23 protein-coding genes are annotated in these 23,744 nt (G+C 72.0%); 11 read left to right on the top strand and 12 right to left on the bottom strand.

Going from position 1 to position 23,744, the window contains the following annotated elements; all coding sequences use genetic code 11:
* Window positions 1-334 precede the first annotated feature (334 nt).
* Together ABT297_RS27715 and ABT297_RS27710 are read left to right on the top strand one after the other, a co-directional pair.
* Complete coding sequence (locus tag ABT297_RS27715; protein WP_350554812.1) at window positions 335-784, top strand: GNAT family N-acetyltransferase; 450 nt, start codon at window positions 335-337, stop codon at window positions 782-784.
* Window positions 785-904: 120 nt separating this feature from the next.
* Complete coding sequence (locus tag ABT297_RS27710; RefSeq protein ID WP_350554810.1) at window positions 905-1,564, top strand: GntR family transcriptional regulator; 660 nt, start codon at window positions 905-907, stop codon at window positions 1,562-1,564.
* 115 nt (window positions 1,565-1,679) lie between these two features.
* Here ABT297_RS27710 and ABT297_RS27705 read toward each other — a convergent pair whose 3' ends face one another.
* Together ABT297_RS27705 and ABT297_RS27700 are read right to left on the bottom strand one after the other, a co-directional pair.
* Window positions 1,680-2,483, bottom strand: coding sequence for a DUF2127 domain-containing protein (locus ABT297_RS27705; protein WP_350554808.1), 804 nt, complete (start codon window positions 2,481-2,483; stop codon window positions 1,680-1,682).
* 49 nt (window positions 2,484-2,532) lie between these two features.
* Entirely contained in the window at window positions 2,533-3,384 is an 852-nt protein-coding gene (locus ABT297_RS27700; RefSeq protein WP_350554806.1) for a phosphatase PAP2 family protein, read from the bottom strand.
* A gap of 107 nt (window positions 3,385-3,491) precedes the next feature.
* Here ABT297_RS27700 and ABT297_RS27695 point away from each other — a divergent pair, with 107 nt between their 5' ends.
* A complete protein-coding gene (locus tag ABT297_RS27695; protein ID WP_350554804.1) occupies window positions 3,492-4,286 on the top strand; it encodes a maleylpyruvate isomerase family mycothiol-dependent enzyme in 795 nt (264 codons plus the stop codon).
* Between the two features lie 67 nt (window positions 4,287-4,353).
* Here the strand turns inward: ABT297_RS27695 and ABT297_RS27690 are convergent, their stop codons facing one another.
* A complete protein-coding gene (locus ABT297_RS27690; protein WP_350554802.1) occupies window positions 4,354-4,629 on the bottom strand; it encodes a hypothetical protein in 276 nt (91 codons plus the stop codon).
* 66 nt (window positions 4,630-4,695) lie between these two features.
* Between ABT297_RS27690 and ABT297_RS27685 the strand changes: the two genes are divergently transcribed.
* Window positions 4,696-5,136 carry a DUF309 domain-containing protein gene (locus ABT297_RS27685; RefSeq protein WP_350554800.1) on the top strand — a complete coding sequence of 147 codons (441 nt, stop codon included), beginning with the start codon at window positions 4,696-4,698 and terminating at the stop codon, window positions 5,134-5,136.
* On the opposite strand, the gene ABT297_RS27680 is transcribed toward ABT297_RS27685, so the two are convergent.
* From ABT297_RS27680 to ABT297_RS27670, 3 genes are all read right to left on the bottom strand, one after another.
* Window positions 5,126-5,293, bottom strand: coding sequence for a zinc-binding dehydrogenase (locus ABT297_RS27680; RefSeq protein WP_350554816.1), 168 nt, complete (start codon window positions 5,291-5,293; stop codon window positions 5,126-5,128). The two genes, ABT297_RS27685 and ABT297_RS27680, sit on opposite strands and share 11 nt — an antisense overlap.
* Window positions 5,294-5,464: 171 nt before the next feature.
* Window positions 5,465-5,650, bottom strand: a complete 186-nt coding sequence (locus tag ABT297_RS27675) for a helix-turn-helix transcriptional regulator (RefSeq protein WP_502885654.1) — start codon at window positions 5,648-5,650, stop codon at window positions 5,465-5,467.
* 8 nt (window positions 5,651-5,658) lie between these two features.
* Window positions 5,659-5,877, bottom strand: coding sequence for a hypothetical protein (locus tag ABT297_RS27670; protein WP_350554798.1), 219 nt, complete (start codon window positions 5,875-5,877; stop codon window positions 5,659-5,661).
* Window positions 5,878-6,000: 123 nt separating this feature from the next.
* Between ABT297_RS27670 and paaK the strand changes: the two genes are divergently transcribed.
* On the top strand, window positions 6,001-7,299 hold the full coding sequence (paaK, locus tag ABT297_RS27665; RefSeq protein WP_350554796.1) for a phenylacetate--CoA ligase PaaK: 1,299 nt from the start codon (window positions 6,001-6,003) through the stop codon (window positions 7,297-7,299).
* A gap of 25 nt (window positions 7,300-7,324) precedes the next feature.
* On the opposite strand, the gene ABT297_RS27660 is transcribed toward paaK, so the two are convergent.
* The gene (locus tag ABT297_RS27660; protein WP_350554794.1) at window positions 7,325-8,734 is read right to left on the bottom strand and encodes a GH1 family beta-glucosidase; all 1,410 of its coding nucleotides are present in this window, start codon (window positions 8,732-8,734) and stop codon (window positions 7,325-7,327) included.
* A gap of 234 nt (window positions 8,735-8,968) precedes the next feature.
* Between ABT297_RS27660 and ABT297_RS27655 the strand changes: the two genes are divergently transcribed.
* The 4 genes from ABT297_RS27655 to ABT297_RS27640 all read left to right on the top strand — a co-directional run bounded on the left by ABT297_RS27655 (window position 8,969) and on the right by ABT297_RS27640 (window position 15,568).
* Window positions 8,969-12,436: a discoidin domain-containing protein gene (locus ABT297_RS27655; RefSeq protein WP_350554792.1), complete on the top strand. Its 3,468-nt coding sequence runs from the start codon at window positions 8,969-8,971 to the stop codon at window positions 12,434-12,436.
* 76 nt (window positions 12,437-12,512) lie between these two features.
* Window positions 12,513-13,547 (top strand): LacI family DNA-binding transcriptional regulator, encoded by a 1,035-nt coding sequence (locus tag ABT297_RS27650; protein ID WP_350554790.1) that lies wholly within the window; start codon window positions 12,513-12,515, stop codon window positions 13,545-13,547.
* A 42-nt stretch (window positions 13,548-13,589) separates the two neighbouring features.
* Window positions 13,590-14,456 (top strand): phosphotransferase, encoded by an 867-nt coding sequence (locus ABT297_RS27645; RefSeq protein ID WP_350554788.1) that lies wholly within the window; start codon window positions 13,590-13,592, stop codon window positions 14,454-14,456.
* 518 nt (window positions 14,457-14,974) lie between these two features.
* On the top strand, window positions 14,975-15,568 hold the full coding sequence (locus tag ABT297_RS27640; RefSeq protein ID WP_350554786.1) for a DUF305 domain-containing protein: 594 nt from the start codon (window positions 14,975-14,977) through the stop codon (window positions 15,566-15,568).
* Between the two features lie 71 nt (window positions 15,569-15,639).
* Here the strand turns inward: ABT297_RS27640 and ABT297_RS27635 are convergent, their stop codons facing one another.
* Genes ABT297_RS27635 through ABT297_RS27620 form a run of 4 tightly spaced genes read right to left on the bottom strand, consistent with a single transcriptional unit; the run spans window position 15,640 to window position 20,612 of the window.
* Window positions 15,640-17,058, bottom strand: coding sequence for an amidohydrolase family protein (locus ABT297_RS27635; protein ID WP_350554784.1), 1,419 nt, complete (start codon window positions 17,056-17,058; stop codon window positions 15,640-15,642).
* Window positions 17,051-18,067, bottom strand: coding sequence for an enoyl-CoA hydratase/isomerase family protein (locus tag ABT297_RS27630; RefSeq protein WP_350554782.1), 1,017 nt, complete (start codon window positions 18,065-18,067; stop codon window positions 17,051-17,053). The genes ABT297_RS27635 and ABT297_RS27630 overlap by 8 nt, the downstream gene beginning before the upstream one ends.
* 22 nt (window positions 18,068-18,089) lie before the next feature.
* Window positions 18,090-18,929, bottom strand: a complete 840-nt coding sequence (locus ABT297_RS27625) for a MaoC/PaaZ C-terminal domain-containing protein (RefSeq protein ID WP_350554780.1) — start codon at window positions 18,927-18,929, stop codon at window positions 18,090-18,092.
* Between the two features lie 27 nt (window positions 18,930-18,956).
* Window positions 18,957-20,612, bottom strand: a complete 1,656-nt coding sequence (locus tag ABT297_RS27620; protein ID WP_350554777.1) for an acyl-CoA mutase large subunit family protein — start codon at window positions 20,610-20,612, stop codon at window positions 18,957-18,959.
* 57 nt (window positions 20,613-20,669) lie between these two features.
* On the opposite strand from ABT297_RS27620, the gene ABT297_RS27615 reads away from it, so the two are divergent.
* Complete coding sequence (locus ABT297_RS27615; RefSeq protein WP_350554775.1) at window positions 20,670-22,220, top strand: class I adenylate-forming enzyme family protein; 1,551 nt, start codon at window positions 20,670-20,672, stop codon at window positions 22,218-22,220.
* 20 nt (window positions 22,221-22,240) lie between these two features.
* Window positions 22,241-22,885, top strand: a complete 645-nt coding sequence (locus ABT297_RS27610) for a hypothetical protein (protein WP_350554773.1) — start codon at window positions 22,241-22,243, stop codon at window positions 22,883-22,885.
* A 4-nt stretch (window positions 22,886-22,889) separates the two neighbouring features.
* Here the strand turns inward: ABT297_RS27610 and ABT297_RS27605 are convergent, their stop codons facing one another.
* Window positions 22,890-23,648: an enoyl-CoA hydratase/isomerase family protein gene (locus tag ABT297_RS27605; protein ID WP_350554771.1), complete on the bottom strand. Its 759-nt coding sequence runs from the start codon at window positions 23,646-23,648 to the stop codon at window positions 22,890-22,892.
* Between the last annotated feature and the right edge of the window lie 96 nt (window positions 23,649-23,744).

Below are 23,744 nucleotides of genomic sequence, written 5' to 3'. Positions count from 1 at the left end.
ACCGCGGCGACGTGCTCGGCGGCGGGCGTCTCGCGCGCCGCGCCGGCCGGCGGGTCGGACTCGAAGCGCCGCGGGCGGACCGCACCGTCCGCGCCGGCGAGCGCCGCGACGGTGGTGAGGGTGCCGAAGTCGATGCCGAGGCGTACCCCGAAGGTCACGGGCTCAATGTAGGAACGGCGCAGGCGGACGGGCATCGGCCGCACGGGCCGATCGGCCGATCAGCGGATGAACGCTACGTGAAGGACGGCGTCGAACGCGGCCATGAACCGTACCGGGTCCGCTGATCGAGATTTGGACCGCGACGGGCCGGAGCCGGATGGATAGGCTGCCGCACGTGGGCGAACGCGTACGTGACGGGTACCTGCTGACCACCGACCCGGCCCGGGTCGACAAGGCCGTCGTGCACCGGTGGCTGTCCGAGGACTCGTACTGGGCGGCCGGGCGGGACTACGATCTCGTGGCGAGGTCGATCGACGGCTCGGTGCCGTACACGATCCGCTCCGGCCCTGACCAGGTCGCGTTCGCCCGCGCGGTCACCGACGGTGTCACCTTCGCGTGGATCAGCGACGTGTACGTCGACCGCGCACACCGGGGCCGCGGCCTGGGCGGCTGGCTCGTCGACGCCATGGTCGAGGACTTCACCGCCGCCGGAGTCCTGCGCCTGATGCTGGCCACCCGCGATGCCCACGAGGTGTACCGACGCAGCGGCTTCGAGCCCCTCGCCGGCCCGCGGCTCTTCATGGAGATCGACCGCCACCCCAGCCGCGCCGCGATTCTCGAATAACCGATGGTGCGGCCGCCCCCGTTCGCATCGGCCGCACCATCGGACAAATCGGCAAGCGTATATGATACGCATCGTATATGATTGTGGTTTGCCCGGCCCCTGTCAAGAGCGGACGTACACGTGCACCCTGAGCCCTCCAAACACGAGCTCGCCTACCGTGAGATCCGTGCACGCATCGTCGACGGGCGATACGAGCCGGGGCATCGGCTCGTGTTGAGCACTCTCGCCCGCGAGCTGGACATCAGCCCCGTGCCGGTGCGCGAGGCTATCCGCCGCCTGGAGGCGGAGAACCTGGTCCACTTCGAGCGCAACGTCGGCGCCCGGGTGGCGATGTTGCAGGACGACGAGTGGGAGCAGCTCGTCGAGATGCTGGCGTTGCTGGACGGCTTCGCGTTCGCGGTGGCCGCGCCGCGGGTCACACCCGAGGCCCTGGCCGAGGCGCGCTGGCTCAACGCCTCGCTGCGGGAGGCCGCGTCGACGGGGCAGATCGACCACGAGGCGGTGATGCTGCTGCACCGCCGGTTCCACCGGGTGCTGTACCGCTGCTGCGGCAACCGCTACGTGATCGAGTCGCTGGACCGGCTCTGGGACCGCATCGACGCGTCCCGGGTGCTCACGACGCTCTACCCGGCGGTGCGCCTGTCGACGGCCGTGGAGGAGCACGACGCGCTGCTGGACCGGCTGGAGCAGGGCGAGGGTGACGCGAGAGCGCTGGAGGCGTGCGCGCGCGAGCACAACCTGAACGCGATTCGCGCGATCCGCAAGAACGTCGGCGCCTGAGACAAGAAGACCGGCAAATAAGAAGACCGGCATCCACGGGGGAAGATGCCGGTCTCGCGTTCAACTATACGACGCCGTTACGTCCGCCGCCAGTGGCAGTTCCATGACGGTTTCGTCACCGGATGGCGGCCGGCACCTTCGGGTTGCGCAGCCCGCTGGGCAGGGTCGGCTCGCTGGCGGCGATCTCCACCTCCAGGAAGCTCGTCTCGTGCCGCTCGGCCTCGTATGCGGCGTGCCCGCCGCGCAGGCCGAAGAGCCGCTTGGAGAGCAGGATGTACAGCACCGCCGCGATGTTGATCACCAGCGCGCCGACCCGGGTGACGGTGATCTTCTCCGTGAGCTCGTAGATCTCGATCGGCAGGCCGAGCGAGGTGGCGACGACGGCGAAGTACTCGCCCCAGCGCTTGAGCAGCCACAGGCCGATACTCTCGACGAGTTGCAGGGTGCCATAGAGCGCCAGGCCGGCGGCGACCCAGAGCAGGGTCTTTGACTCGGCCTCGATGACGGTCCGGATGGTGTGGACCATCGCGGAGTCCTCGAACTTCCAGCCGATCTTGTCCATGAACGGCCTGAGCAGCGGCAGGTCCTCGTTGAAGGCCCGCTCGACGCCGTCGCGGTGGCTGCGGAAGCGGAACACGCCGTAGGCGGCGGCGAGGCAGAGCAGGCCCTTGATGAACCGCTCGGCGGACAACAGCCGCAGGATCAGTGCGTCGCGCAGGGCACGGCCGCGCAGCACGATCGGCGCCCGTTCGGCGGGGCCGGTTCGGTGCGGCTCGCCGATGACGAAGTCCCCGCACCGCAGGCAGCGCCACGCGGAGCCGACCGGGGTGGTGGCGTGCAGCTTCTCGCGGAACCTGTCCTCGGTGGGCGCGTAGGTCACGTGTCCGTGGCGCGCGCAGGTGCGTAGATTCCAATCCACGCGACCTTTGATACCGCATCGACGCCACGGGTGTGTCGTCGCGTCGGCTTTACGGCTTCGCCGTTTCCACGCCGGCCTCGGCCGGGCTGACGGCCGCCGCGCCGGCGTTGACGACCGCCTTCCGCGGCCCGTCCGTGCCGGTGCTGGCGCGGCGTACCTGCATCGGCACGGCCGGGGACGGGTGCTCCTGCCGGCTGGTGGCCATGAGCAGCACGCCCACCAGGATCGCGGCGACGACCCCGTCGAGCCAGTAGTGGTTGGCGGTGCCGGCGACGACGAGCATGGTGACGATCGGATGGGCCAGCCACAGCCAGCGCCATCGGCTGCGGGTCGCGTGGATGAACCCGGCCGCGACGACGAGCGCCCAGCCGACGTGCAGCGACGGCATGGCCGCGTACTGGTTGCTCAGCGTGTCGGCCTGCGGCGGGCCGTAGACTGACGGACCGTAGACGGCGGCGGTGTCGATCAGGCCGAGGCCGCCGAGCATCCGTGGCGGCGCGAGCGGGAACGCGAAGTGGATCACCAGCCCGATCGCGGTGAGCCAGGCCAGGATTCGCCGGAACCGGAGGTAATGATCGGGCCGGAAGCAGTACATGAAGACCAGGAACGCGATCGTGGCGGGGAAGTGCACGACGGCGTAGAAGACGTTCGCGGCCCGCACGAGGGCCTCGGCGCTGAGCAGCACGCGCTGGACGGCTGCCTCGTCGGGCAGGCGCAGCGCCCGCTCGATGTCCCAGATCAGGTGGGCGTCGGCGAAGGCGTCGCTCACCCGGCCGTCGACGACGAGGCGCCCGATCTTGTACGCCAGGAACAGGCCGAGCACCAGCAGCAGCTCGGTCCAGGCGCGGGGCCTTAACCGAGTGGTGCGCTCCCGTTCATCGATCCCCGCCCCCGCGTTCATCAGGCGAAGTTACCCGATGTTGCCGCAGCGGCAATATTGCGGATCGGGCACCCATTGCGTGTCGTGCGTCACGGGTTTGTTTATGCTTCAAATTTTTAGGGGGTTTCATGAGCACTCGGGCCGATCTCGCGATCGCCGCCCTGCGCCAGGGCCACGACGACCTGTCCGCGCTGGTCGCCGGCCTGACCGCGGACCAGCTGACCGGGCCGTCGGCGGCCAGCGAGTGGGACGTGTCGCAGGTGATCAGCCACCTGGGCAGCGGCGCCGAGATCAACCTGGAGGTCGTCCGGGCGTCCCTGGAGGGCGGACCCGCCCCCGACTTCGAGTTCAACAAGGGTGTCTGGGCCCGCTGGGACGGCATGACACCGCAAGAGCGGCAGGAGGCGTTCCCCGAGGCCAACCGGCGCCTCGTGGAGGCGTACGAGGCGTTGACGCCGCAGCGGCGCGCTGAGCACCGCATCGACGTCGGCTGGATGCCGGAGCCGGTCGACGTGGCGACCTCGGCGCTGCTGCGGCTGACCGAGTTCGCGTATCACGACTGGGACGTCCGGGTCGCGTTCGACCCGTCGGCCGCGCTCGCGCCGGAGGCGGCCACGCTCATCAGCGAGCGGGTCGAGGGCCTGCTCGGCTGGATCGCCAAGCCCGCCAACCTCGACGGGCGCACCGCGGACCTGTTCGTGCGGCTCACCGACACCGGCGAGACCCTCGGGCTGCACCTGGCCGACCCGGTGGCGCTCACCGCCGAGGCGCCGGCGGCGCCGGACGGCGAGCTATCGCTGACCCTGGAGGCCTGGCTGCGGCTGGCCGCCGGGCGCCTCAAGCCGGAGTACACCCCGGCGGACGTGCGGATCTCGGGGCCGATCACGCTGGACGACCTGCGCGCGGTCTTCCCCGGCTTCTGACCGCTCGGACACCGCGGGCCGGCCGGGTCAGTGGCCGGCCCGCACTCGACCATGGTCCAGCCGGCCGTCAGCGCACCGGTCCGCGCTCCAAGGGCCGGCGCAGCGAGTACGTGACGGCGTGCAGCCGGTGTGGCTGGCCGATGAGCATCGCGGCGCGGTCATACGCCTGCCAGCCCTCCGCGCCGGCGCGGTTGAGGTGGCGCAGGTCGTTGAACCGTTCGTCCGTGCCCCAGCGCTGCACGCCGCCGGGGTGGTGGAACACGGCGTCCCAGTCCTCGAACTTGTCCGTGCCCAGCGTGCCGGCCGCACGGTATTCCAGTCGCGCATATTCCCATTGCGTCACGCGGTCCATCATGCCCGACATCGAGCGACTCCACCGTCACGGATTGCTGTGAAGTACGGTCGGAGAGTGGATCGCGACAGGGACCGGGACGCGGCCGGAAGGGCCCGCAACGCGCGCCCGCGTGACGAGCTCGGGCGGCCGCTGCCCCGCGGCGCCGCCGGCGTGCCGACGATGCCCGACGTCCTGCCGGTGACCCCGGACGAGGCCCTCGAGCAGGCCCAGCGGCTCCTCGACGAGGGCCGGCCGTTCCACGCGCACGAGGTGCTCGAGGCCGCCTGGAAGGCCGCGCCCGACGCCGAGCGGGAGCTGTGGCGGGGGCTGGCGCAGCTCGCCGTCGGGCTGACGCACGCCAGGCGCGGCAACGCGGCGGGCGCCGCCCGGCTGCTGGCGAGGGCCGCGCTGCGCATCGAGGCGTATCGGGACGACCCGCCGCACGGCATCGACGTGGACGGGCTGGTCGCGTTCGTGGCGCAGCGCCGGGAGGGGCCGCCGCGGCTCAGATCGTGAGCGTGAGCTTGCCCCGCACACGCCCGGAGCGCAGGCAGGCGATCGCCTCGTTCGCCTGGTCGAGCGGGAGGGTGCGGTCGATCACCGGGGACACGCTGCCGTCATCCATCATCGTGCGCAGGGTCTCCAGGGGCTCCGGGCCGACCCTGGCCGTCAGCCCGGTCAGCCGCTGGCGGGTGAACGCGCCGAGGGCCGGTCACCACGTGCGACACGCCCTGGTCCACGCCGGCCGCGCGCACGCGCACCAACACGCCCCCGGCGCTGATCGCCGGCTCGGGCACGTCGCGCGGCTCCAGCGGCGTGCCGTACCTCTCGCGGACCATCGCCCTCATGGGGACTCCTGCGGATACTGAAAGACTTCCTCGAGGCGTACGGCGAAGACGCGCGCGATCAGGAACGCGGTCTCCAGCGTGGGGGAGTAGCGCCCCTGCTCGATCGCGATGACGGTCTGCCGCGTCACGCCGACGCGCTCGGCCAGCTCCGCCTGGGTCATCTCCCCGTGGGCGAAGCGCAGCGCCCGCGTCAGGTCAGGTCGAGCGCCCGGGCGTTGGGCTGCGCCCGCAGGATCGCGTCGACCTCGGCGATCTCCTCCTCGGTGTGCCGGCCCAGGATCAGGTCCAGCTCCAGGCGCTCGGCCGGGGTCCGGTAGGCGGCGATCTCGCCGGCCAGCCGGCGGCGTGCGCGGCGGGCCTCGACGCGCTGAGCGACGGCGGCGCGAACGCGGCGGGTTGCGGTCTCCATGTCGGTGAACTCCTTCTTCGTTGGGTCTGCGGTTCTACTGTATCGATTCAGAAAGATCATCTCTGGCCGATGCGCCGTGACGGCGGGCACGCACGGGCCGAGCTGCGGGTGCAGGATGTTCGTGTGCGCGATGTCACCCCCGCCCCGGGCACCCTGGAACCGATCGAGACCGCCTCCCGCGACGAGCTGGCCGCCCTGCAGCTCGCCCGGCTCCGCGCCACGCTGCGCCACGCATACGCCAACGTGCCGCACTACCGGGCCGCGTTCGACGCGGCGGGCGTGGCGCCGGACGACCTGACCGACCTCTCGGACCTCTCGCGGTATCCGATGACCACGAAGGACGATCTACGGGCCAACTACCCGTTCGGCATGTTCGCCGTGCCGCGCGAGCGGATTCTTCGCCTGCACGCCTCCTCCGGCACCACGGGCCGGCCCACCGTCGCGGGCTACACGGCGGCCGACATCGACACGTGGGCCGGCCTGATGGCCCGCTCGATCCGGGCCTCCGGCGGCCGCCCCGGCGACGTCGTGCACGTCGCCTACGGCTACGGTCTGTTCACCGGCGGCCTCGGCGCCCACTACGGCGCCGAGCGCCTCGGCTGCACGGTCGTGCCCGTCTCCGGCGGCATGACCGAGCGCCAGGTGACGCTGATCCGCGACTTCCGGCCGGACATCATCATGGTGACCCCGTCCTACCTGCTCGCGATCCTCGACGAGATGGTCCGCCAGGGCCTCGACCCGCGCGAGACGTCGCTGCAGGTCGGCATCCTCGGCGCCGAGCCGTGGACGCGGGACATGCGCGCCGAGATCGAGCGGCGCCTCGACATGCACGCCGTCGACGTCTACGGCCTGTCCGAGGTCATGGGCCCCGGCGTGGCCAACGAGTGCGCCGAGACCAAGGATGGCCTGACGATCTGGGAGGACCACTTCTACCCCGAGATCGTCGACCCGGACACCGGCGCGGTCCTGCCCGGCGGCGAGCGCGGCGAGCTGGTCCTCACGTCGCTGACCAAGGAGGCGATGCCCGTCATCCGGTACCGCACCCGCGACCTGACCCGGCTGCTGCCCGGCACCGCCCGCACGATGCGCCGCATGGAGAAGGTGACCGGCCGCAGCGACGACATGATGATCGTTCGCGGCGTCAACGTGTTCCCGACCCAGATCGAGGAGCTGCTGCTGCGGGAGGCCGCCCTGGCCCCGCACTTCCAGTGCGTGCTCTCGCGCCACGATCGCCTCGACCTGCTGACCGTACGCACGGAGCGGCGCCCCGGCGCCACGCCGGAGGCGGCCGGCGAGGCGGCCGCGGCCCTGGAGCGGGCCGCGAAGGGCTCGATCGGGGTGACGATCCGGGTGGAGGCGCTGGCGCCGGGCGCGGTGGAGCGCTCGGCGGGCAAGATGCGCCGCGTCCTGGACGAACGCTGACGAACGCTGACCGGCTGCGGGCCGCTCAGGTCAGGGGCACGTCGATGGCGTTGCGGGCGATGGCCTGCGAGTACCAGCGGCCGCTCGCCTTCACCGTGCGCCCCAGCGTCGCGTAGTCGACGTGGATCAGGCCGAAGCGGCGGCTGAAACCGAACGCCCACTCGAAGTTGTCCAGCAGCGACCACACGAAATAGCCGCGCAGGTCGACGCCGGCGGTGCGGGCCTCGTGCACCGCGGCCAGGTGGGCGCGCAGGTAGCCGATGCGCTCCGGGTCGTCGATGCCACCGTCGGGCCCGACGCTGTCCTCGTACGCGGCGCCGTTCTCGGTGACGTAGATCGGCCGGTCGCCGTAGTCGCGGCGGATGCGCAGCAGCAGGTCGCGCAGGCCGGTCGGGTCCACCGACCAGCCCATGTGGGTCACCGGCCCGGGCGTGGGGTGGAACCGCACGGCCTGGGCGGTGGGATACGGCGTGGCGTGGTCGAGCCGGCCCTGCGGCGCGGCGCTGACCAGGTCGGGCTGGTAGTAGTTCACGCACACGGCGTCGATCGGCGCGGCGATGGCGGGCAGGTCAGCGGGGCGCACGAAGTGCCAGTCGGTCACCTCGCGGGTGTCCTCAATGGTGTCGGCCGGATACGCGCCCCGCAGGATCGGGTCGAAGAAGATGCGGTTGAGCAGGCCGTCGATGCGGCGCGCGGCGTCGATGTCGGCCGGGTCGGCGGTCAGCGGGCGCACCGCGCCGGCGTTGAGCGCCACCGAAACCTGCCCGGCGACGCCCGCGGCGCGCAGTGCGGCGACGCCGAGACCGTGCGCGAGCAGCAGGTGGTGGGTCGCGGTGAGCGCACCGGCGTGGCCGCGCCGGCCGGGGGCGTGCCCGCCCGTGCCGTAGCCGAGGAACGCCGAGCACCACGGCTCGTTGAGCGTGTTCCACAGCGCGACCCGGTCGCCGAGGCGTTCGGCGACGGTCGCGGCGTAGTCGCCGAAGCGCAGCGCGGTCTCGCGGCTGGTCCAGCCGCCCGCGTCCTCGAGCTCCTGGGGGAGGTCCCAGTGGTACAGGGTGGCGACCGGGCGCACACCCGCGGCGAGCAGCTCGTCGACGAGCCGGTCGTAGAAGTCCAGGCCGGCCTCGTTCACGCCGGCGCCGCCGGCCGGGCGGATCCGCGGCCACGCGACCGAGAACCGGTACGCCGACAGGCCGAGCTCCGCCATCAGCCGCACATCTTCGCGGTACCGCAGGTAGTGCCCGGTCGACGTCGCGCCCGTGTCGCCGTTGTCGATTCGGCCCGGCTGCGCGGCGAAGGTGTCCCAGATCGACGGGGTGCGGCCGTCGGCGTCCACCGAGCCCTCGATCTGGTACGCGGCCGTGGCGGCGCCCCACCAGAAGTTCGAGGGGAAGGTCAGCCTGCCCTGCGTGGCCTGGACCGCCGTCGTGCTCACACACATCACCCCGTGTCGAAGTCGTCACCCTGAGAAGGACTTGGAGAGCGCTCTCCAAGTGGCGTGATCAGACTGCGACGCGCAGTGCCGAGGTGTCAAGGTGCGGCGGCGATGCCGAGTTGGCGCCGGCTCGCAGACTTGACACGGCCGAAAGCGCGGGGCAACACTGCGACCTATCGGAGAGCGCTCTCCAAACCGCCGCCGCGCCTCCTCACACCCCACCAAGGAGCTCTCGTGCATCCGGCGCACACGCCCGCCCCCGCCTGGCGGAACCTGCTCAGTTCGCGATGGCGCATCGCCCTTGTGCTCGCCGTCGTCGCCGTTGTCGCCGTCGTGGTCGCGCCGTTCGCGCGCGCCGCGGACGGCCTGATCTCGCAAGGCAAACCGGTCACGGCCTCGTCGGCGCAGTCCGACGACCTGGCGCCCAGCTACGTCAACGATGGCAACGACGGGACCCGCTGGAGCAGCCAGTGGAGCGACCCACAGTGGATCCGCATCGACCTCGGCGCGACCGCCACGATCACCCAGGTCACGCTGCAGTGGGAGGGCGCCTACGGCAAGGCCTTCCAGATCCAGACCTCGGCCGACGACCAGAACTGGACCGACATCTACTCCACCACGACCGGTACCGGCGGCACGCAGACGCTGAACGTGTCGGGCAGCGGGCGCTACGTGCGCATGTACGGCACGGCTCGCGGCAGCGGGTACGGCTACTCGCTGTACGAGTTCAAGGTCTACGGCTCGTTCGGCGGCGGCAACCCGTCGCCGGGCGCCTGCGGCACGACGAACGTCGCCCAGGGCAAGCCGGCCAGCGCGTCCTCGTCGGAGGGCGCCGGTACCGCCGCGAGCTACGCCTTCGACGGCGACGCGAACACCCGGTGGAGCAGCCAGTTCAGCGACCCGCAGTGGATCCAGGTCGACCTCGGCTCGACCCAGTCGATCTGCCAGGTGGTCCTGCAGTGGGAGGCGGCCTACGCCAAGTCCTTCCAGATCCAGACGTCGGCCAACGGCACCGCCTGGACCGACGTGTACTCCACCAGCACCGGCGCCGGCGGCACGCAGAGCATCCCGGTGACCGGCTCGGGCCGCTACGTGCGCATGTACGGCACGGCCCGCGGCAGCGGGTACGGCTACTCGCTGTACGAGTTCAAGGTCTTCACCGGCAGCGGCCCGACGCAGTCGGCCTCGCCCACCGCGTCGCCGACCCCGTCGACCCCGCCGACGCAGGAGCCGGGCTGGACGACCGTGTGGACCGACACCTTCGACGGCGCCGCGAACACCTCGCCGTCGGCCGCGAACTGGATCATGCGCACCGGCACCCAGTTCCCCGGCGGCGCCGCCAACTGGGGTACCGGCGAGGTGGAGACCGCCAGCAACAGCACCGCCAACGTGTACCTCGACGGCGCCGGCAAGCTGAATATCAAGGCGATCCGCGACGGCGCGGGCAACTGGACCTCGGGCCGCCTGGAGACCCAGCGCACCGACTTCCAGGCCGGCCCGGGCGAGCAGGTCAAGTTCACCGCGCTGATCAAGCAGCCCGACGTCGCCAACGGCGCCGGCTACTGGCCGGGCTTCCGGGCCACGGGCGCGGCCTACCGCGGCAACTTCAACAACTGGCCCGGGGTCGGCGAGACCGACATCATGACCGACGTCAACGGCCGCAGCCAGCTGGCGCAGACCCTGCACTGCGGCACCGCGCCCGACGGGCCGTGCGGCGAGTACAACGGCCGCAGCTCCGGACTGGCCACCTGCACCGGCTGCCAGACCGGCTACCACGAGTACACCCAGGTCATCGACCGGACCAAGACGGACGAGGAGATCCGCTTCTACCTCGACGGCAAGCAGACGTGGGTCGTGCGGGAGAGCCAGGTCGGCGTGACCGCGTGGAACGCCGCCGTGCACCACGGCTTCTACCTGCGCTTCGACCTGTCCATCGGCGGCTCGCTGCCCAACGCGATCGCCGGACGCACCACCCCGACGCCGGACACCACCTCCGGCGGCGTGCTCTCCATCGACTCGGTCACCGTGTCGAAGGCGGCCGGCACCGCCCCGCCGGCGATGACCGACCCGCCGACCCCGGCCGGCCCGAGCGTGGTCAAGGTGACCGGCGGCCAGGGCAACTGGCAGCTGCAGGTCGACGGCCGGCCGTGGGAGGTCCGCGGCCTGACCTACGGCCCGCCGCAGGGCGCCGCCGACGGGTACATGCGCGATCTGCGCAACATGGGCGTCAACACGGTGCGCACCTGGGGCGTCGACGACGCGCAGACCCCGGAGCTGCTCAACCGCGCGGCCCAGCAGGGCATCAAGGTGATCGTCGGGCACTGGCTCAACCAGGGCGCCGACTACGTCAACGACACCGCGTACAAGAACAACACGAAGACCGAGATCGTCAACCGGGTCAACGCCCTGAAGAACCACCCGGGCGTGCTCATGTGGGACGTCGGCAACGAGGTCATCCTCACCATGCAGGACCATGGCCTGTCCGCCGCCGAGGTCGAGGCCCGCCGGGTCGCGTACGCCAAGTACGTGGACGAGCTGGCCGTGGCCATCCACGCCGCCGACCCCAACCATCCGGTCACCTCGACCGACGCCTACACCGGCGCGTGGCCCTACTACAAGGCGAACTCGCCGCACCTGGACCTGCTGGCCGTGAACTCCTACGGCGCGATCGGCAACGTCAAGCAGGACTGGATCAACGGCGGGTACACCAAGCCGTACGTGGTCACCGAGGGCGGCCCGTCCGGCGAGTGGGAGGTCCCCAACGACGTCAACGGCGTGCCGACCGAGCCGACCGACCTGCAGAAGCGCGACGGCTACACGGCCAGCTGGAACGCCATCAAGTCGCACCCGGGCGTGGCGCTCGGCGCGACGGAGTTCCACTACGGCCTGGAGAACGACTTCGGCGGCGTGTGGCTCAACACCTACGGCGGCGGCTGGCGGCGGCTCGGGTACGGGGCGCTGCAGCAGGCGTACACCGGCTCCCCGCCGGCCAACACCGCGCCGCGGATCACCTCGATGACGGTCAGCAACCAGACCGCGGTGCCGGCCGGCAGCCAGTTCACCGTCAACGTCGCCGCGAGCGACCCCGACGGCGACACCATCCGTTACAACCTCATGGCCGGCGACAAGTACATCACCGGCGGCACCGGCCTGCGCAACGTGAACTTCACGCAGAACGGCAGCACGTTCACGGTGACCGCGCCGGAGACGCTCGGCGTGTGGAAGATCTATGTGTACGCGTTCGACGGCCAGGGCAACGTCGGCATCGAGACCCGCTCGTTCAGGGTCGTCGCGCCGTCGATCCCCGGCACGAACATCGCGCTGAACAAGCCGACGACCGCGTCGAGCTACCAGCCGACCGGCGCCAACGGCCCGCAGCTGCCCAAGTACGCCACCGACGGCGACTACGGCACCCGCTGGGCCAGCGAGTGGGTCGACACCGCGTGGATCACGGTGGACCTCGGCAGCAAGCAGGCCTTCAACAAGGTGTTCCTGGCCTGGGAGGCGGCGTACGCGAAGAGCTACCAGATCCAGACGTCCGACGACAACGTCAACTGGACGACGATCTTCTCGACCACGGCCGGCGACGGCGGGTTCGACGACATCAACGTCAACGGCAACGCGCGGTACGTCCGGATGAACGGGCAGGTCCGCGCCACCGCGTACGGTTATTCCCTCTGGGAGTTCGGCGTGTACCGGTAAGCGATTCGGCCGGAAAGCGCTCTCTGGGACTTTTGCCCGGAGAGCGCTTTCCGGCGTCGTGCTATAAAAGCGCGTGATGAGCGAAAAACGGCGACCGACCCTCGAAGACGTTGCTGAGGCCGCGGGGGTGTCCCGGGCCACCGTCTCCCGGGTCATCAACGGCGTGCGCAACGTCGACCCCAAGCTGCACGAGATCGTGTGGCAGGCCGTCGACGCGACCGGCTACGTGCCGAACCGGGCCGCCCGGTCGCTCGTCACGCGCCGCAGCGGTACCGTGGCGCTGGTCGTCTCCGACGCGGTGTCGCACGACGACGACCCGTTCATGCGCCGGTTCTTCGCCGACCCGTTCTTCGGCCGCATCGTCGGCGGCGTGATGAGCGTCCTGCGGCCGAAGGGCATCCAGCTGGCGTTGCAGATCGTCGGCACCCAGGAGGCCCGCACCCGGCTCGTCGGCGACCTCGGCCAGGGCCAGGCCGACGGGGCCGTGGTCCTGTCGCTGCACCCCGACGACACGCTGCCGCAGCAACTGTGCGACGCCGGCATCGCCGCCGCGCTCGTCGGGCGCCCCGCGCAGCCGGTGCCGATCTCGTACGTCGACCTGGCCAACGACGCCGGCGGTGTCCTGGCCGCCGAGCACCTCCTCGGCCGCGGCTGCGCCCGGCTCGGCATGATCACCGGGCCGGCGCACGTGCCCGCCTCGCAGGACCGCCTCACCGGCTTCCGGCAGGCCCTCGCCCGGCACGGGCACGCCTGGTTCCCCACCGTGGAGGGCGGCTTCACCTACGAGTCCGGCGAGTCGGCGATGCTCACGCTGCTCTCGCGGCATCCCGGCCTGGACGGCGTGTTCGTGGCCAACGACCTCATGGCCCAGGGCGCGCTGATGGCCCTGCGCACGCGCGACGTGCGGGTGCCCGACGACGTCGCGGTGATCGGCTTCGACGACAGCAGCGCGGCGCTGGACGCGCGGCCGCCGCTGACCACGGTGCGCCACCCGCTCGAGGACATGGCCGCGGAGACGACACGGCTGGTCCTGGCCCGCATCGACGATCCGTCGCTGCGCGTGGAGTCGGTCATCTTCGACCCGAAGCTGGTGGTACGGCAGTCCGCGTAGCTCGTGGCCGCGGGGTTTCGTGGCTGTTGGCATGCTGTGTCGATGGAAGCCGACATCGCTGTGGACGCCAGCCTGGTCCGCCGGCTGATCCTGGAACAGCACCCCGATCTCGACGGCCCGCTGACGCCGGTCGCGATGGGCTGGGACAACGCCATCTACCGCCTCGGCGCCGACCTGGCCGTGCGCCTGCCCCGCCGCCGGGTCGCCGCCGAGCTGGTGTACCGCGAGCAGCAGTGGCTGCCCCGGCTCGCCGCGGCGCTGCCGGTGCCGGTCCCCGTGCCCTTGCGGGTGGGCGTACCGTCGGCGGGCTTCCCGTTTCCGTGGAGCATCACGCCCTGGCTGACCGGCACCGTCGTCGCCGCGTCCCCGGTCGCGCCGCGTGCCGCGTTCGCCGAGCAGCTGGCCGGGTTTCTCGCGGCCCTGCACGTGCCCGCGCCCGCCGCGGCGCCGGCGAACCCGGTGCGCGGCGTGCCGTTGTCGACCCGCTCGGAGGCGATGGCCGAGCGCTTCGCCACCGGGCGCGTGCCCGCCGGCCTGCGGGGGCTGTGGGACGAGCTCGTGGCGGTACCGTTCTGGTCCGGGCCGCCGCTGTGGGTGCACGGCGACCCGCACCCCGGCAACCTGCTCACCGGCCCCGGCGGGCGGCTCGCGGCGGTCCTGGACTTCGGTGACCTCACCTCCGGTGATCCGGCCACCGACCTCGCCGCCGCGTGGCTGGTCTTCGATGCCCCGGCGCGGGCGGCGTTCCGCGCGGCGCTGGGCTCCGGCCCGGGCCGCGACGAGGAGACCTGGCAGCGGGCGCGCGGCTGGGCGCTGAACATCGGCGCCGCCCTCGCCGCCGACGCGACGGGCACCGCGGAGATGGCCGCGGTCGCCGAGCACACCCTGCGCGAGGTGCGTCTGGGCTGAGACGCACCGCATGGGAGAGCGCTCTCCCATGATCTCGCCCGACGGCCCTGCCGGATGCCGTTGACACGGGTTCGTCCCAGGCGGGAGACTGGCGTGTGGAGAGCGCTCTCCAATGGGTCGGGTGCCGGCGGCGAGCGCTGTCCAGGGCGGCCAGCGCAGCGGGTCAGTGGGCTTGACCGGGGCTGGCTGGGCCGCCCGGCCAGTGGCGTACGGGGGCATGGTCGTTCGGGTTGGTCACCAGGCGGGGGCTGCCCGGGAGTCCCGGTGTCTCCGGCTGGTGTCTCCGGGCGGGGACACCAGCCGCGCCGGGCCGGGCGCGGTGTCCGGGCTGGTACCCGGGCGCTCCGCATGCGTCGTGGCGGTGACCGGGTTGGGGTCCCCGCCACCGGGCGTGGCCGTGCGAGCGGTCGCACCCGCGCCGACCTCGCGGCTGCGGCGGCCCGCTCCGGGCTCTGGGCGCCCAGGACCGCCGCAGCCGCAGGCTTCGCGTCCCGCCACCGGAAAGGGCTCACACCGCCATGCGACGCCTGCCGAACCCGCTGCCATCGCTCGTATCGCTCGCAGCCGTCCTGGCCCTCGCCGCCGGCTGCGCCGCGTCCGCCACCGCGCAACACCCTGTGCCGCCCGTCTCCGGCGCGCCTGCCTCGTCCGTCTCCGCCGCGGCCGCCGCCGGGGACTTCGGCGGTACCGATCTCGCCTGGGTCGAGCTGATGATCCCGATGGACGAGCAGCTGCTGCCGGTGCTCGATCTGCTGTGGCAGCGGGCTTCCGACCCGGGGCTGGTCGCGCTCGCCAAGGAGCTGCGCGGGGTGTACGAGGGGGAACTGCCCCGGCTGCGCGCCCTCTCCGACCAGGCCGGCCTGCCCAAGGACAACCCGCACAAGGGCCACAGGATGCCGGGCCTCGTCGACGCCGACCGGCTGGCCGCGCTGCGGGCCGGCTCGGGGGCCGACTTCGAGCGGCAGGCCGTGGACTGCCTGCGGGAGCACCTCGACCAGCTGGGCCGGCTCGCGGCCGCCGAGATCGCCAACGGCACCAGCCCGGCCGTGAAGGCCCTGGCCCGGCAGGTCGCCGAGACCCGGGCCGGCGCGAGCGCGCGTCTGCCGAAGTGAACGGACGACCGTGCCGCGGCGGGGCCAGGGTCTTCCGGCAAGCGGTCAGCGTCTCCGTTCAGCGTCTGCGTTCAGGAAGGCGGTCGATGGAGCCGTCCGCCGATCACCGCCAATCGGACGTGCTCGGATCGTGGGTCCCTCAGGGCCTCTGCCAGCGGAACGTGCAGCAGGCACAGGTCGGCGTGGACTCCGGGGCGAACCCGCCTGGCGCGACCGCCCGGGTCACGCGGGAAGGACAGATAGCCGGCGAGGGCGGCAGCCGTCGTGACCGACTCCTCCGGGCCGATCACTCGCCCCCGCGTGCTGGTCCGCCGACCGGCCGTCCGGATCACCTGCCACGGGTCGAGCTCGCCATACGGGGCGTCGCTGGAGGCCGCGACCCGCACACCGGACGTGACCAGCGAACGGTACGGGTAGAGGAATGGCCGCTCGGCGATGTCGACCTCGCGCAGGTAGTCGTCGCCGCGGGTGCGCAGGAAGTCCGGTTGCGTGACGACCGCGACCTCGAGGCCGGCGATCCAGGACGCGAGGCCCGGTGGAACGACCGAGGCGTGCTCGATGCGGTCACCGGGGATGGCGCCGACGTCCTCGACCGCGGCAAGGGTCAGGGTCAGCGACTCACTGGTCACGCAGTGCACCGCGACCGCTCGTCCGGTCCGGTGGGTCTCGGCGATCATGTCGCGCAGCCGGTCGAAGGTCGGCAGGGCGTGGTCGCGCAGCAGCAGCTTGCGTGGCCCGGCCGTGAGCCCGGCCGGCAGCGCGGTGCCGGTGGGCGCGCCCAGCAGCGTGATGCGTTGTGGGAGGTCGCCTCCGGCGTGCGCCGCGGCGAGCAGTGATACCGCTCCCGCGTCCACGTCGGGCGTGGCGTCGGTGACGCTCGTGATGCCATGCTCCGCGAGCTCCCGGCCGAGCCGGGCCAGGTCGAGGTCCGGCGGCGGAAGGGCGGGCCGCAGGCGCGAGTCGTACCTCCAGAGCCGCCCGGTCGGCTCGCCACGCGCATCTCGTTCGACGTCGGCGGAGTCGTCGAGCACGTGCGACACCAGCGCGATCGCCGCCGAGTTCAGCATCCAGAGCGCGCCGCCGCGGTGCTGGATGCGCACCGGGCGGTCGGGCATGAGCGCATCGAGTGCGTGCCGGTCGAGGTCTCCGGCCACGGACTCGTGGTAGCCGGTGCCCCGCACCCAGGTTCCCCTGGCCTTGCGCAGTTCAGCGGCGAGGCGGGACCTGTCGCGGACGGCGGGGCCGCAGTCGACGGAGTCGTGGGCGGCCGCGAGCGCGAGCAGGTGCACGTGGTGGTCGTGCAGACCGGGCAGCAGAACCCCGCCACGGCCTTCGACGACGGTGACCGCCTCCCCGTGGTCGGCCCTCCGGCCGGCTCCGACATCGACGACACGGGTTCCCCGCACCCGGACGTCGACCCGGTCGCCGTCGACCTCCACGTCGCGGAACAGGAGGTTCACCGCCTCCGCCACCGGATCGGGCTCAGGCACGGCTGTCCACCAGACCCCACCGCAGCGCCGTCGAAACGTCGACCCGCCGGTTGGTCAATGCCATGTAGGCCGTCCGCCAGCGTCCGATCCGTCGCGTGACGCTGACCGTGCCACCGGCGCCGGGAATCAGCCCCATGCGCAGCTCGGGCAGCTGGAAGTAGGCGTCGTCCCGGGCCGCCACGGACCCGGCGAAAGAGGGTATCTCGACGCCGGCGCCGATGCAGGCGCCGTGCACGACGAAACGAGCGCGGTCACGCACCTGGTGTACGGCGTGGCCGGCGCTGTGGTGCAGGCGAACGAGATGCGCCGCCGACACGTTCGGCGCGGTGCCGAACTCGTCCAGGTCGCCCCCGCTGCAGAACGACCGTCCCGCCCCGCGGACGATCACCTCCCGGACGGACGGGTCCTGTCGTGCGACGTCGAGGCCTCGCAGCAGGCCGTCGCGAATGGCGCGGCCGAACGCGTTGTGCCGATCCGGACGGTTCAGGGTGATCGTCAGGGTGTCCCCGGACCGATCGAGCACGACCGGATCGTCGCTGTCGCCGACGTCGCGCCGCGGGGTGCCCTCGCGCCAGGCGGTGAACTCCGGCCCGGCCAGCAGCATCGAGTAGGCGAACGACTCCAGCAGCAGGCCGTCGGCGACAGAGCATCGGGCGCTGACCTCGAGCAGCTCGGCGAGGGCCACGGCGGCGTGCGGCGCCGCGCCGACCGTCTCCGCGATGCTGCCCAGATCCTCGATGCCACCCGCGCAGTACCGGCCCGGGCCGTCCGGGGCGAGCGTGCAGGTCATCCGCTCGAGCAGGGGCGCGGAGGCAGCCGGTAGCGCCGAGGTCGCCACGCCCACCAGCACGGGGTTGCGCCCGTCCAGCGCTGCGGCCGCGTCCCGCGCGGCGCGCCAGTCGGCATCGTCGAGGTCGACCACGACCAGCGGGCGGATCGGGAACCCCCGCTCGTCGAGCTCGAAGGTCACGCCGCGCTCGGCGATGTGCCGGAGGCTGATCAGATCCACGTTCGCCTCCTCACATGCCCGTTCACTCGACCCACGCCCGGCCACGGTCGATCACGATGGTCCCGTCGTCTGTGCGCGTACGGAAGAGCGCCGTGTCCTGCTGTGCCCACATTTCCACCGTCAGGCTCTGCCCGGGGAACACGGTGGCGGTGAAGCGGCCGGACATGCCGCGCAGGCGAGCCGGATCGGAGCCGGCGAGCTCGTGCAGCAGGGCCCGTCCGGTCACGCCGTACGTGCACAGGCCGTGCAGGATCGGACGGTCGAACCCGGCTCGGGCGGCGAACCGCGGGTCGGAGTGCAGCGGGTTACGGTCGCCGCTGAGCCGGTACAGCAGCGCTTGCTCGGGACGGGTCGGGTAGGTGACCGCACGGTCGGGCGCGCGGTCCGGCAGCCGCCAGGTGTCCCGCGGGCCGCGTTCGCCACCGAAACCGCCTTCGCCACGGATGAAGACCGCGCTGCGGGCGGTGACGAGGACCTCGCCATCGGGGCAGGTGGCGGTGGACTCGGTGACGACGAGCGCGCCGGAGCCCTTGTCGTACACACCGGTCACCCGCGTCCTGGCCCGCGCCGTGCCTTCGGCCGGGATCGGCCGGGACAGCGTGAAGGACTGCTCGGCATGCACCAGTCCGGCCGGGTCGTAGCTACCCAGCCGGGGGAGCGGCGCATGGGTGAGCAGCACGCCGAAGCTGGGCAGCACCCGCTGCCGGACCCCGGCGGTGTTCTCGGTGGTGAAGGCGAGTTCCCGGGTGGGGTCGTCCATGCCCGCGCCGACCGCGACCGCGTAGAGCAGCGTGTCCGCGGCGGACCAGCGGTGGGTCCGGGCCGGTCCCTCCCGCCCGACGACCGTGCTGTCGATCGGCACCTCGAACTCCCGTCAGACGTCAGGTGATCAGCGCGTGGAGGCGCGTCCCCATACCGATGCCAGCGCCGCGCAGATCTCGCCGACCGTGGCGTACTCGCGGACGGCGACGAGGATCGACGGGATCGTGTTGTCGCCGCGCCGTGCGGCCGCCGCGACCTCGGCGAGGCTGTCGGCGACGGCGCCCGGGGACCGGTCGCGCTTGACCTTCGCGAGCCGCTCGCGCTGCTCGGCTTCGGTGTCGCCGCCCGGGCCGCCGCCGAACTCGCCGAACGCGGGCGGCTGATCGGTGGTGAAGCGGTTCACGCCGACGACCGTTCGACGGCGCTCCTCGATCTCCATCTGCTGGCGGTACGCCTCGTCGTCGAGCGTGTCGCGCAGCCAGCCCGACTCCAGCGCGGCCAGGGCTCCGCCCCTGTCCCGGATGCGGTCCAGCTCCGCGGCGACGGCCTGTTCGAGCCGGTCGGTCATCGCTTCGACGGCGTACGAGCCGCCGAGCGGGTCCGCCGTCCGGGTGACCCCGGTCTCGTGGGCGAGGATCTGCTGGGTGCGCAGCGCGACCCGGACGGCCTGCTCCCCGGGCAGTTGGAGGGCTTCGTCGTAGGAGGACGTGGCGAGCGTCTGCACCCCGCCCAGTGCCGCCGCGAGGGCCTGGTAGGCGATCCGCACGATGTTGTTCAACGGTTCCTGCGCGGTCTGCAGGCTGCCGAGGGTGTACACGAAGATGTTCGCCGCGCATGCGCGCTCGTCGGTGACCCGGTAACGGTCCCGCATGAGCCGCGCCCACATCCGCCGCGCCGTCCGGAACTTCGCGACCTCCTCGAGCAGGTCGATGTGTGCGGCGAGGAAGAGATACACGTTGTGCGCGAAGTCCTCCAGCCGCAGGCCGCGGCGCAGGGCCGCGTCGAGGTACTCGATCCCGTTGGCGAAGGCGATCGCGAGTTCGTGCACAGCCGAACCGCCGGCGTCGCGGATGTGGTAACCGCAGAATTCGATCGGTTCCCAGTGCGGCAGCTCCCTGGCGCAGTACTCGATCACGTCGACGGTGAACTCCAGCGCCCGGCGGGGCGGGAAGATGTACGTGCCGCGGGCCAGGTACTCCTTGAGCACGTCGTTCTGCAGCATCACCTTGAAGTCCGACGGCCGGTAGCCGTGGGCCTCCGCGCCCGCCACGAGGAGCGCGACGGCGATCGGGCCGATGGCGTTCGCGGTGGTCCGGATCTGGGACACCTGGTCGAGCGGGATGCCGTCGAGCAGGTCCTCCACGTCCCGGAGGGTGTCGATCGGCACTCCCACCTTGCCGACCTCGCCGGCGGAGAGCGGGTGGTCGGAGTCCAGCCCGTTCTGGGTCGGCAGGTCGAGGGCGATGGAGAAGCCCTGCTGCCCGCCGGCGAGCAGGCTGCGGATCCGCAGGTTCGTCTCGGCCGGTGAGGCCCGCCCGGAGTACTGGCCCATGACCCACAGGCCCTCGCGGTACATCCCCGGCCGGATGCCACGGGTGAACGGGTACTCGCCGGGGAGCCCACGCTGGGTCAGGTGCTCGTCCGGCCCGTCGGCGACGTCGAGCGGGGTGTATAGGGGCGCGACGGGCAACCCGGAGGCGGTCCGGTCGTCTGGCCCGGTGAGGCGATCACCGTGGTCATCCCGCCACCGAGCGACCGCCTCGGCCAATCGGTCATCAGGCACTTCCCGATGTTGTCATATTGTGGAAGTCTAGTCCACAGCTAGTGCAGGGAGTCCGACATGGTAACGATCGATGCTCTGGTCGCCCGCGCCGCGGCGTGGTTCGGCAAACGGCCCGCCGTGGTCGACGGCGAGCGTACGGCCACGTTCGCCGATGTCGAGCGGCGCTCCAACCGGCTGGCGAATCTGCTGTTGGGCCTGGGCGGCGCGACCGGTGGACGGGTCGCGATGCTGCTGGCGAACCGGCTCGAGTCGGTCGAGATCGACTTCGGCATCGCCAAGGCGGGCCGGGTGCGGGTCCCGGTCAACACCCGCCTGACGCTCGACGAGCGGGCCTTCGTCCTCGCCGATTCCGGCGCCGACACCCTGGTCTTCGACGCGGCCGAGGAGGAGTCCGTGGCCGAACTGCGGGCGCTCTGCCCGCGGCTGCGCCACCTCATCCGGCTCGGCGCCGGCCGCCTCGGCCTCGACTACGACGAGGCGCTCGCCGGGGCCGTGGACGGGCCTGCGGGCGTGGCGCTCGCGCCCGACGCGCCGAGCTTTCTGCTCTACACCTCCGGCACGACGGGACGCCCGAAGGGTGCCACCGCGACGAACCGCAGCCGGCTGGCGGCGACCGTGAACATGCTCGCGGACGAGATCGACCCGCGGCCCGGCGACGGGATGGTCCACGTGGGATCGATGGCGCACGGCAGCGGATCGAAGGTGCTCGCCCACTTCCTGCGTGGCAGCCGTAACCTCCCGGTGCGCTCCTGGGACCCGGAGCGGTTCCTGGCGCTCGTGGTCCGGGAGCATGCGACGCACAGCTTCCTCGTCCCCACGATGGTGGCGGCACTCACCGACGTGGCCCGGCGGGGCGGGCCGAGCCCGGAGTCGCTGCGGGCGATCACCTACGGCGGCTCCCCGATCGCCCCCGCCACGCTGGGGGAGGCGATCGAGGTGTTCGGGCCGCGTTTCGTCCAGGTCTACGGGTCGTGCGAGGCGCCGCATCCGGTGCTGGTGCTGCCGCCGCGGGACCACGTCCTGAACGGTGTCCCGGACGGCGCGCGGCTGGGAACCGCGGGCCGCGAGGTGGCGACCGTTCAGGTGCGGCTCGCCGGCCCGGACGGGGCGGACGTGCCGGACGGCCAGGCCGGTGAACTCTGGGTCCGGGGTCCGAACGTGATGGCCGGCTACTGGGGGCGGCCCGACGCCGACCGGGAGGTCTTCCGGGACGGCTGGTACCGCACCGGCGACGTGGCGCGGCGAGGCGGTGACGGCTATATGTCCATTGTGGACAGGATGCGGGAGCTGATTATCAGCGGCGGGTACAACGTGTACCCGGCCGAGGTGGAAGCCGCTCTCGCGCGACACCCCGGCGTTGCCGAGGTCGCGGTCATCGGGGTACCCGACGACCACTGGGGTGAAGCGGTCAAGGCCATCGTGGTCCGGCGGCCGGGGGCCACGCCCTCGGAGCGGGAACTGGTCGAGCACTGCGCCACCACGTTGGCCGGATACAAGAAGCCCCGCTCGATCGAGTTCGCCGACGCGCTTCCGCGCGGATCGACAGGGAAGATCGCCAAGAGGGTGCTGCGGGAGCCGTACTGGCAGGGGCGGGAACGCCATGTCTGAGGTCGGAAGGAGATCGCAGGATGCAGGAGCCGTACGCGAACGATCCGCTGCTGTTCTACCCGGGGCGGCGGCTGACGGCGCAGGAGCGGGAGCGGATGGACCGGTACGAGATCCCGATCGAGGAGCTCACCGTGGACCATCTCGTCTACAGCATGAGCCGGCAGATCGAGAACAATTTCCAGACGTTCTACAGCATCGCCGAGGAGGTCGTCGGGGTCGAGAAGGCCACCGAGATCGCGCATGAGATCGGCCGCCGGTACGGCGGTCGCGGGTACGCGATGCTGTTGCGGGCCCACGGCATCGAGGATGGTGCGGGCAGCGCCCGGATGATGGCGCTGTACCAGGACCTGGTGCACAGCATCCGCGGACCCAAGCACGCGGCGGCGCTCTACGCCGAGCACGACGAGGGCCGCTGTGTGGTCCGGCGCCGTGAGTGCGTCTACTACAGCGAGGATCACCCGGAGAACGCCCGCTACACGGGGGCGTTCGAGTCCGGGTGCTTCGAGGGGTACCGGGCGGCCGACGAGAACCTGCTCCGGGTCGAGGTCCACAGGTGCCGGTGGAAGGGCGACGACGGCTGCGAGCAGCACTGGGTCTACCGGGAGGACCCGGACCGTCCGCCGCCCGCCCTCTACGTCGGGGACCACGACCCGGATGCCGCGTGAGGCGTCAGCCCGCGGGCCAGGTGGCGGCGGCGCCGAGACCTTCCAGGGCGAGGCCGTGACCGATCCGCTCGGCGAGGAGCCGCCGCAACGGCTCGGTCATCACCTCCCGGGTGTAGCGCAGCGTGATGTCGTCCTGCCGGCAGAGGTCCTCGGCGATCGCGCGGGCGCGGGGAAGGAGCTCCCCGGCGGGGACGACCTCGTTGACCACGCCCAGATCCTTCGCCTCGCGCGAGGTGAGCCGCTGTCCGGTGAGCAGGAAGTAGCGAGCGCGGTTGATGCCCAGCAGCGTCGACCAGACGGCGTGCACGCCGTCCCCGGGCACGGTGCCGAAGCGGAAGTGCGGCGCGTCGGCGAACACCGTCTCCGGCGTGGCGAGCACGATGTCCGACAGTACGGCGAGTTCGGCGTGGACGGTCGCCTTGCCGTTCACCGCCGCGATCACCGGGACCTCGATGTCGAGCAGCGCCGCGAGCAGGCGTTTGCCGTTGGTGTAGATGCGCTCCCACTTCTGCGGCGTCATCGGCCCCACCCAGCTGTCGTCGAGCCGGGCGATGAACTCGGTGCCGGTCCCGGTGAGGATCACCACCCGGTTGCCGGGGTCGCCGCCGATCTCCCGGAACGCCCAGCCGAGCTCGCTGTGCGGCCCGGCGCCCCAGACCAGCGGACCGTCGCCGGTGTGCAGGCGCACCTCGAGCACGCCGTCGCGGCGCTGCATGGTCAGGTGACGGTACGCGGTGCGGTACTCGTCGAAGGTGCGGTGCATGCGTTCTCCTCTGCGGCGTGGTTGACGGCTGGGTCACGGCTTCCTAAGCTACTTCCACAATACGGAGTTAACTTCCACAACGATAGGCCGTTCATC

Origin of the sequence: Dactylosporangium sp. NPDC000555 (assembly GCF_040300025.1) — a bacterium.
In the GTDB taxonomy this organism is placed as follows: Bacteria; Actinomycetota; Actinomycetes; order Mycobacteriales; family Micromonosporaceae; genus Dactylosporangium.
Note: the sequence above shows the minus strand (reverse complement) of the source record. Positions and strands in the feature narration are given on the sequence as shown.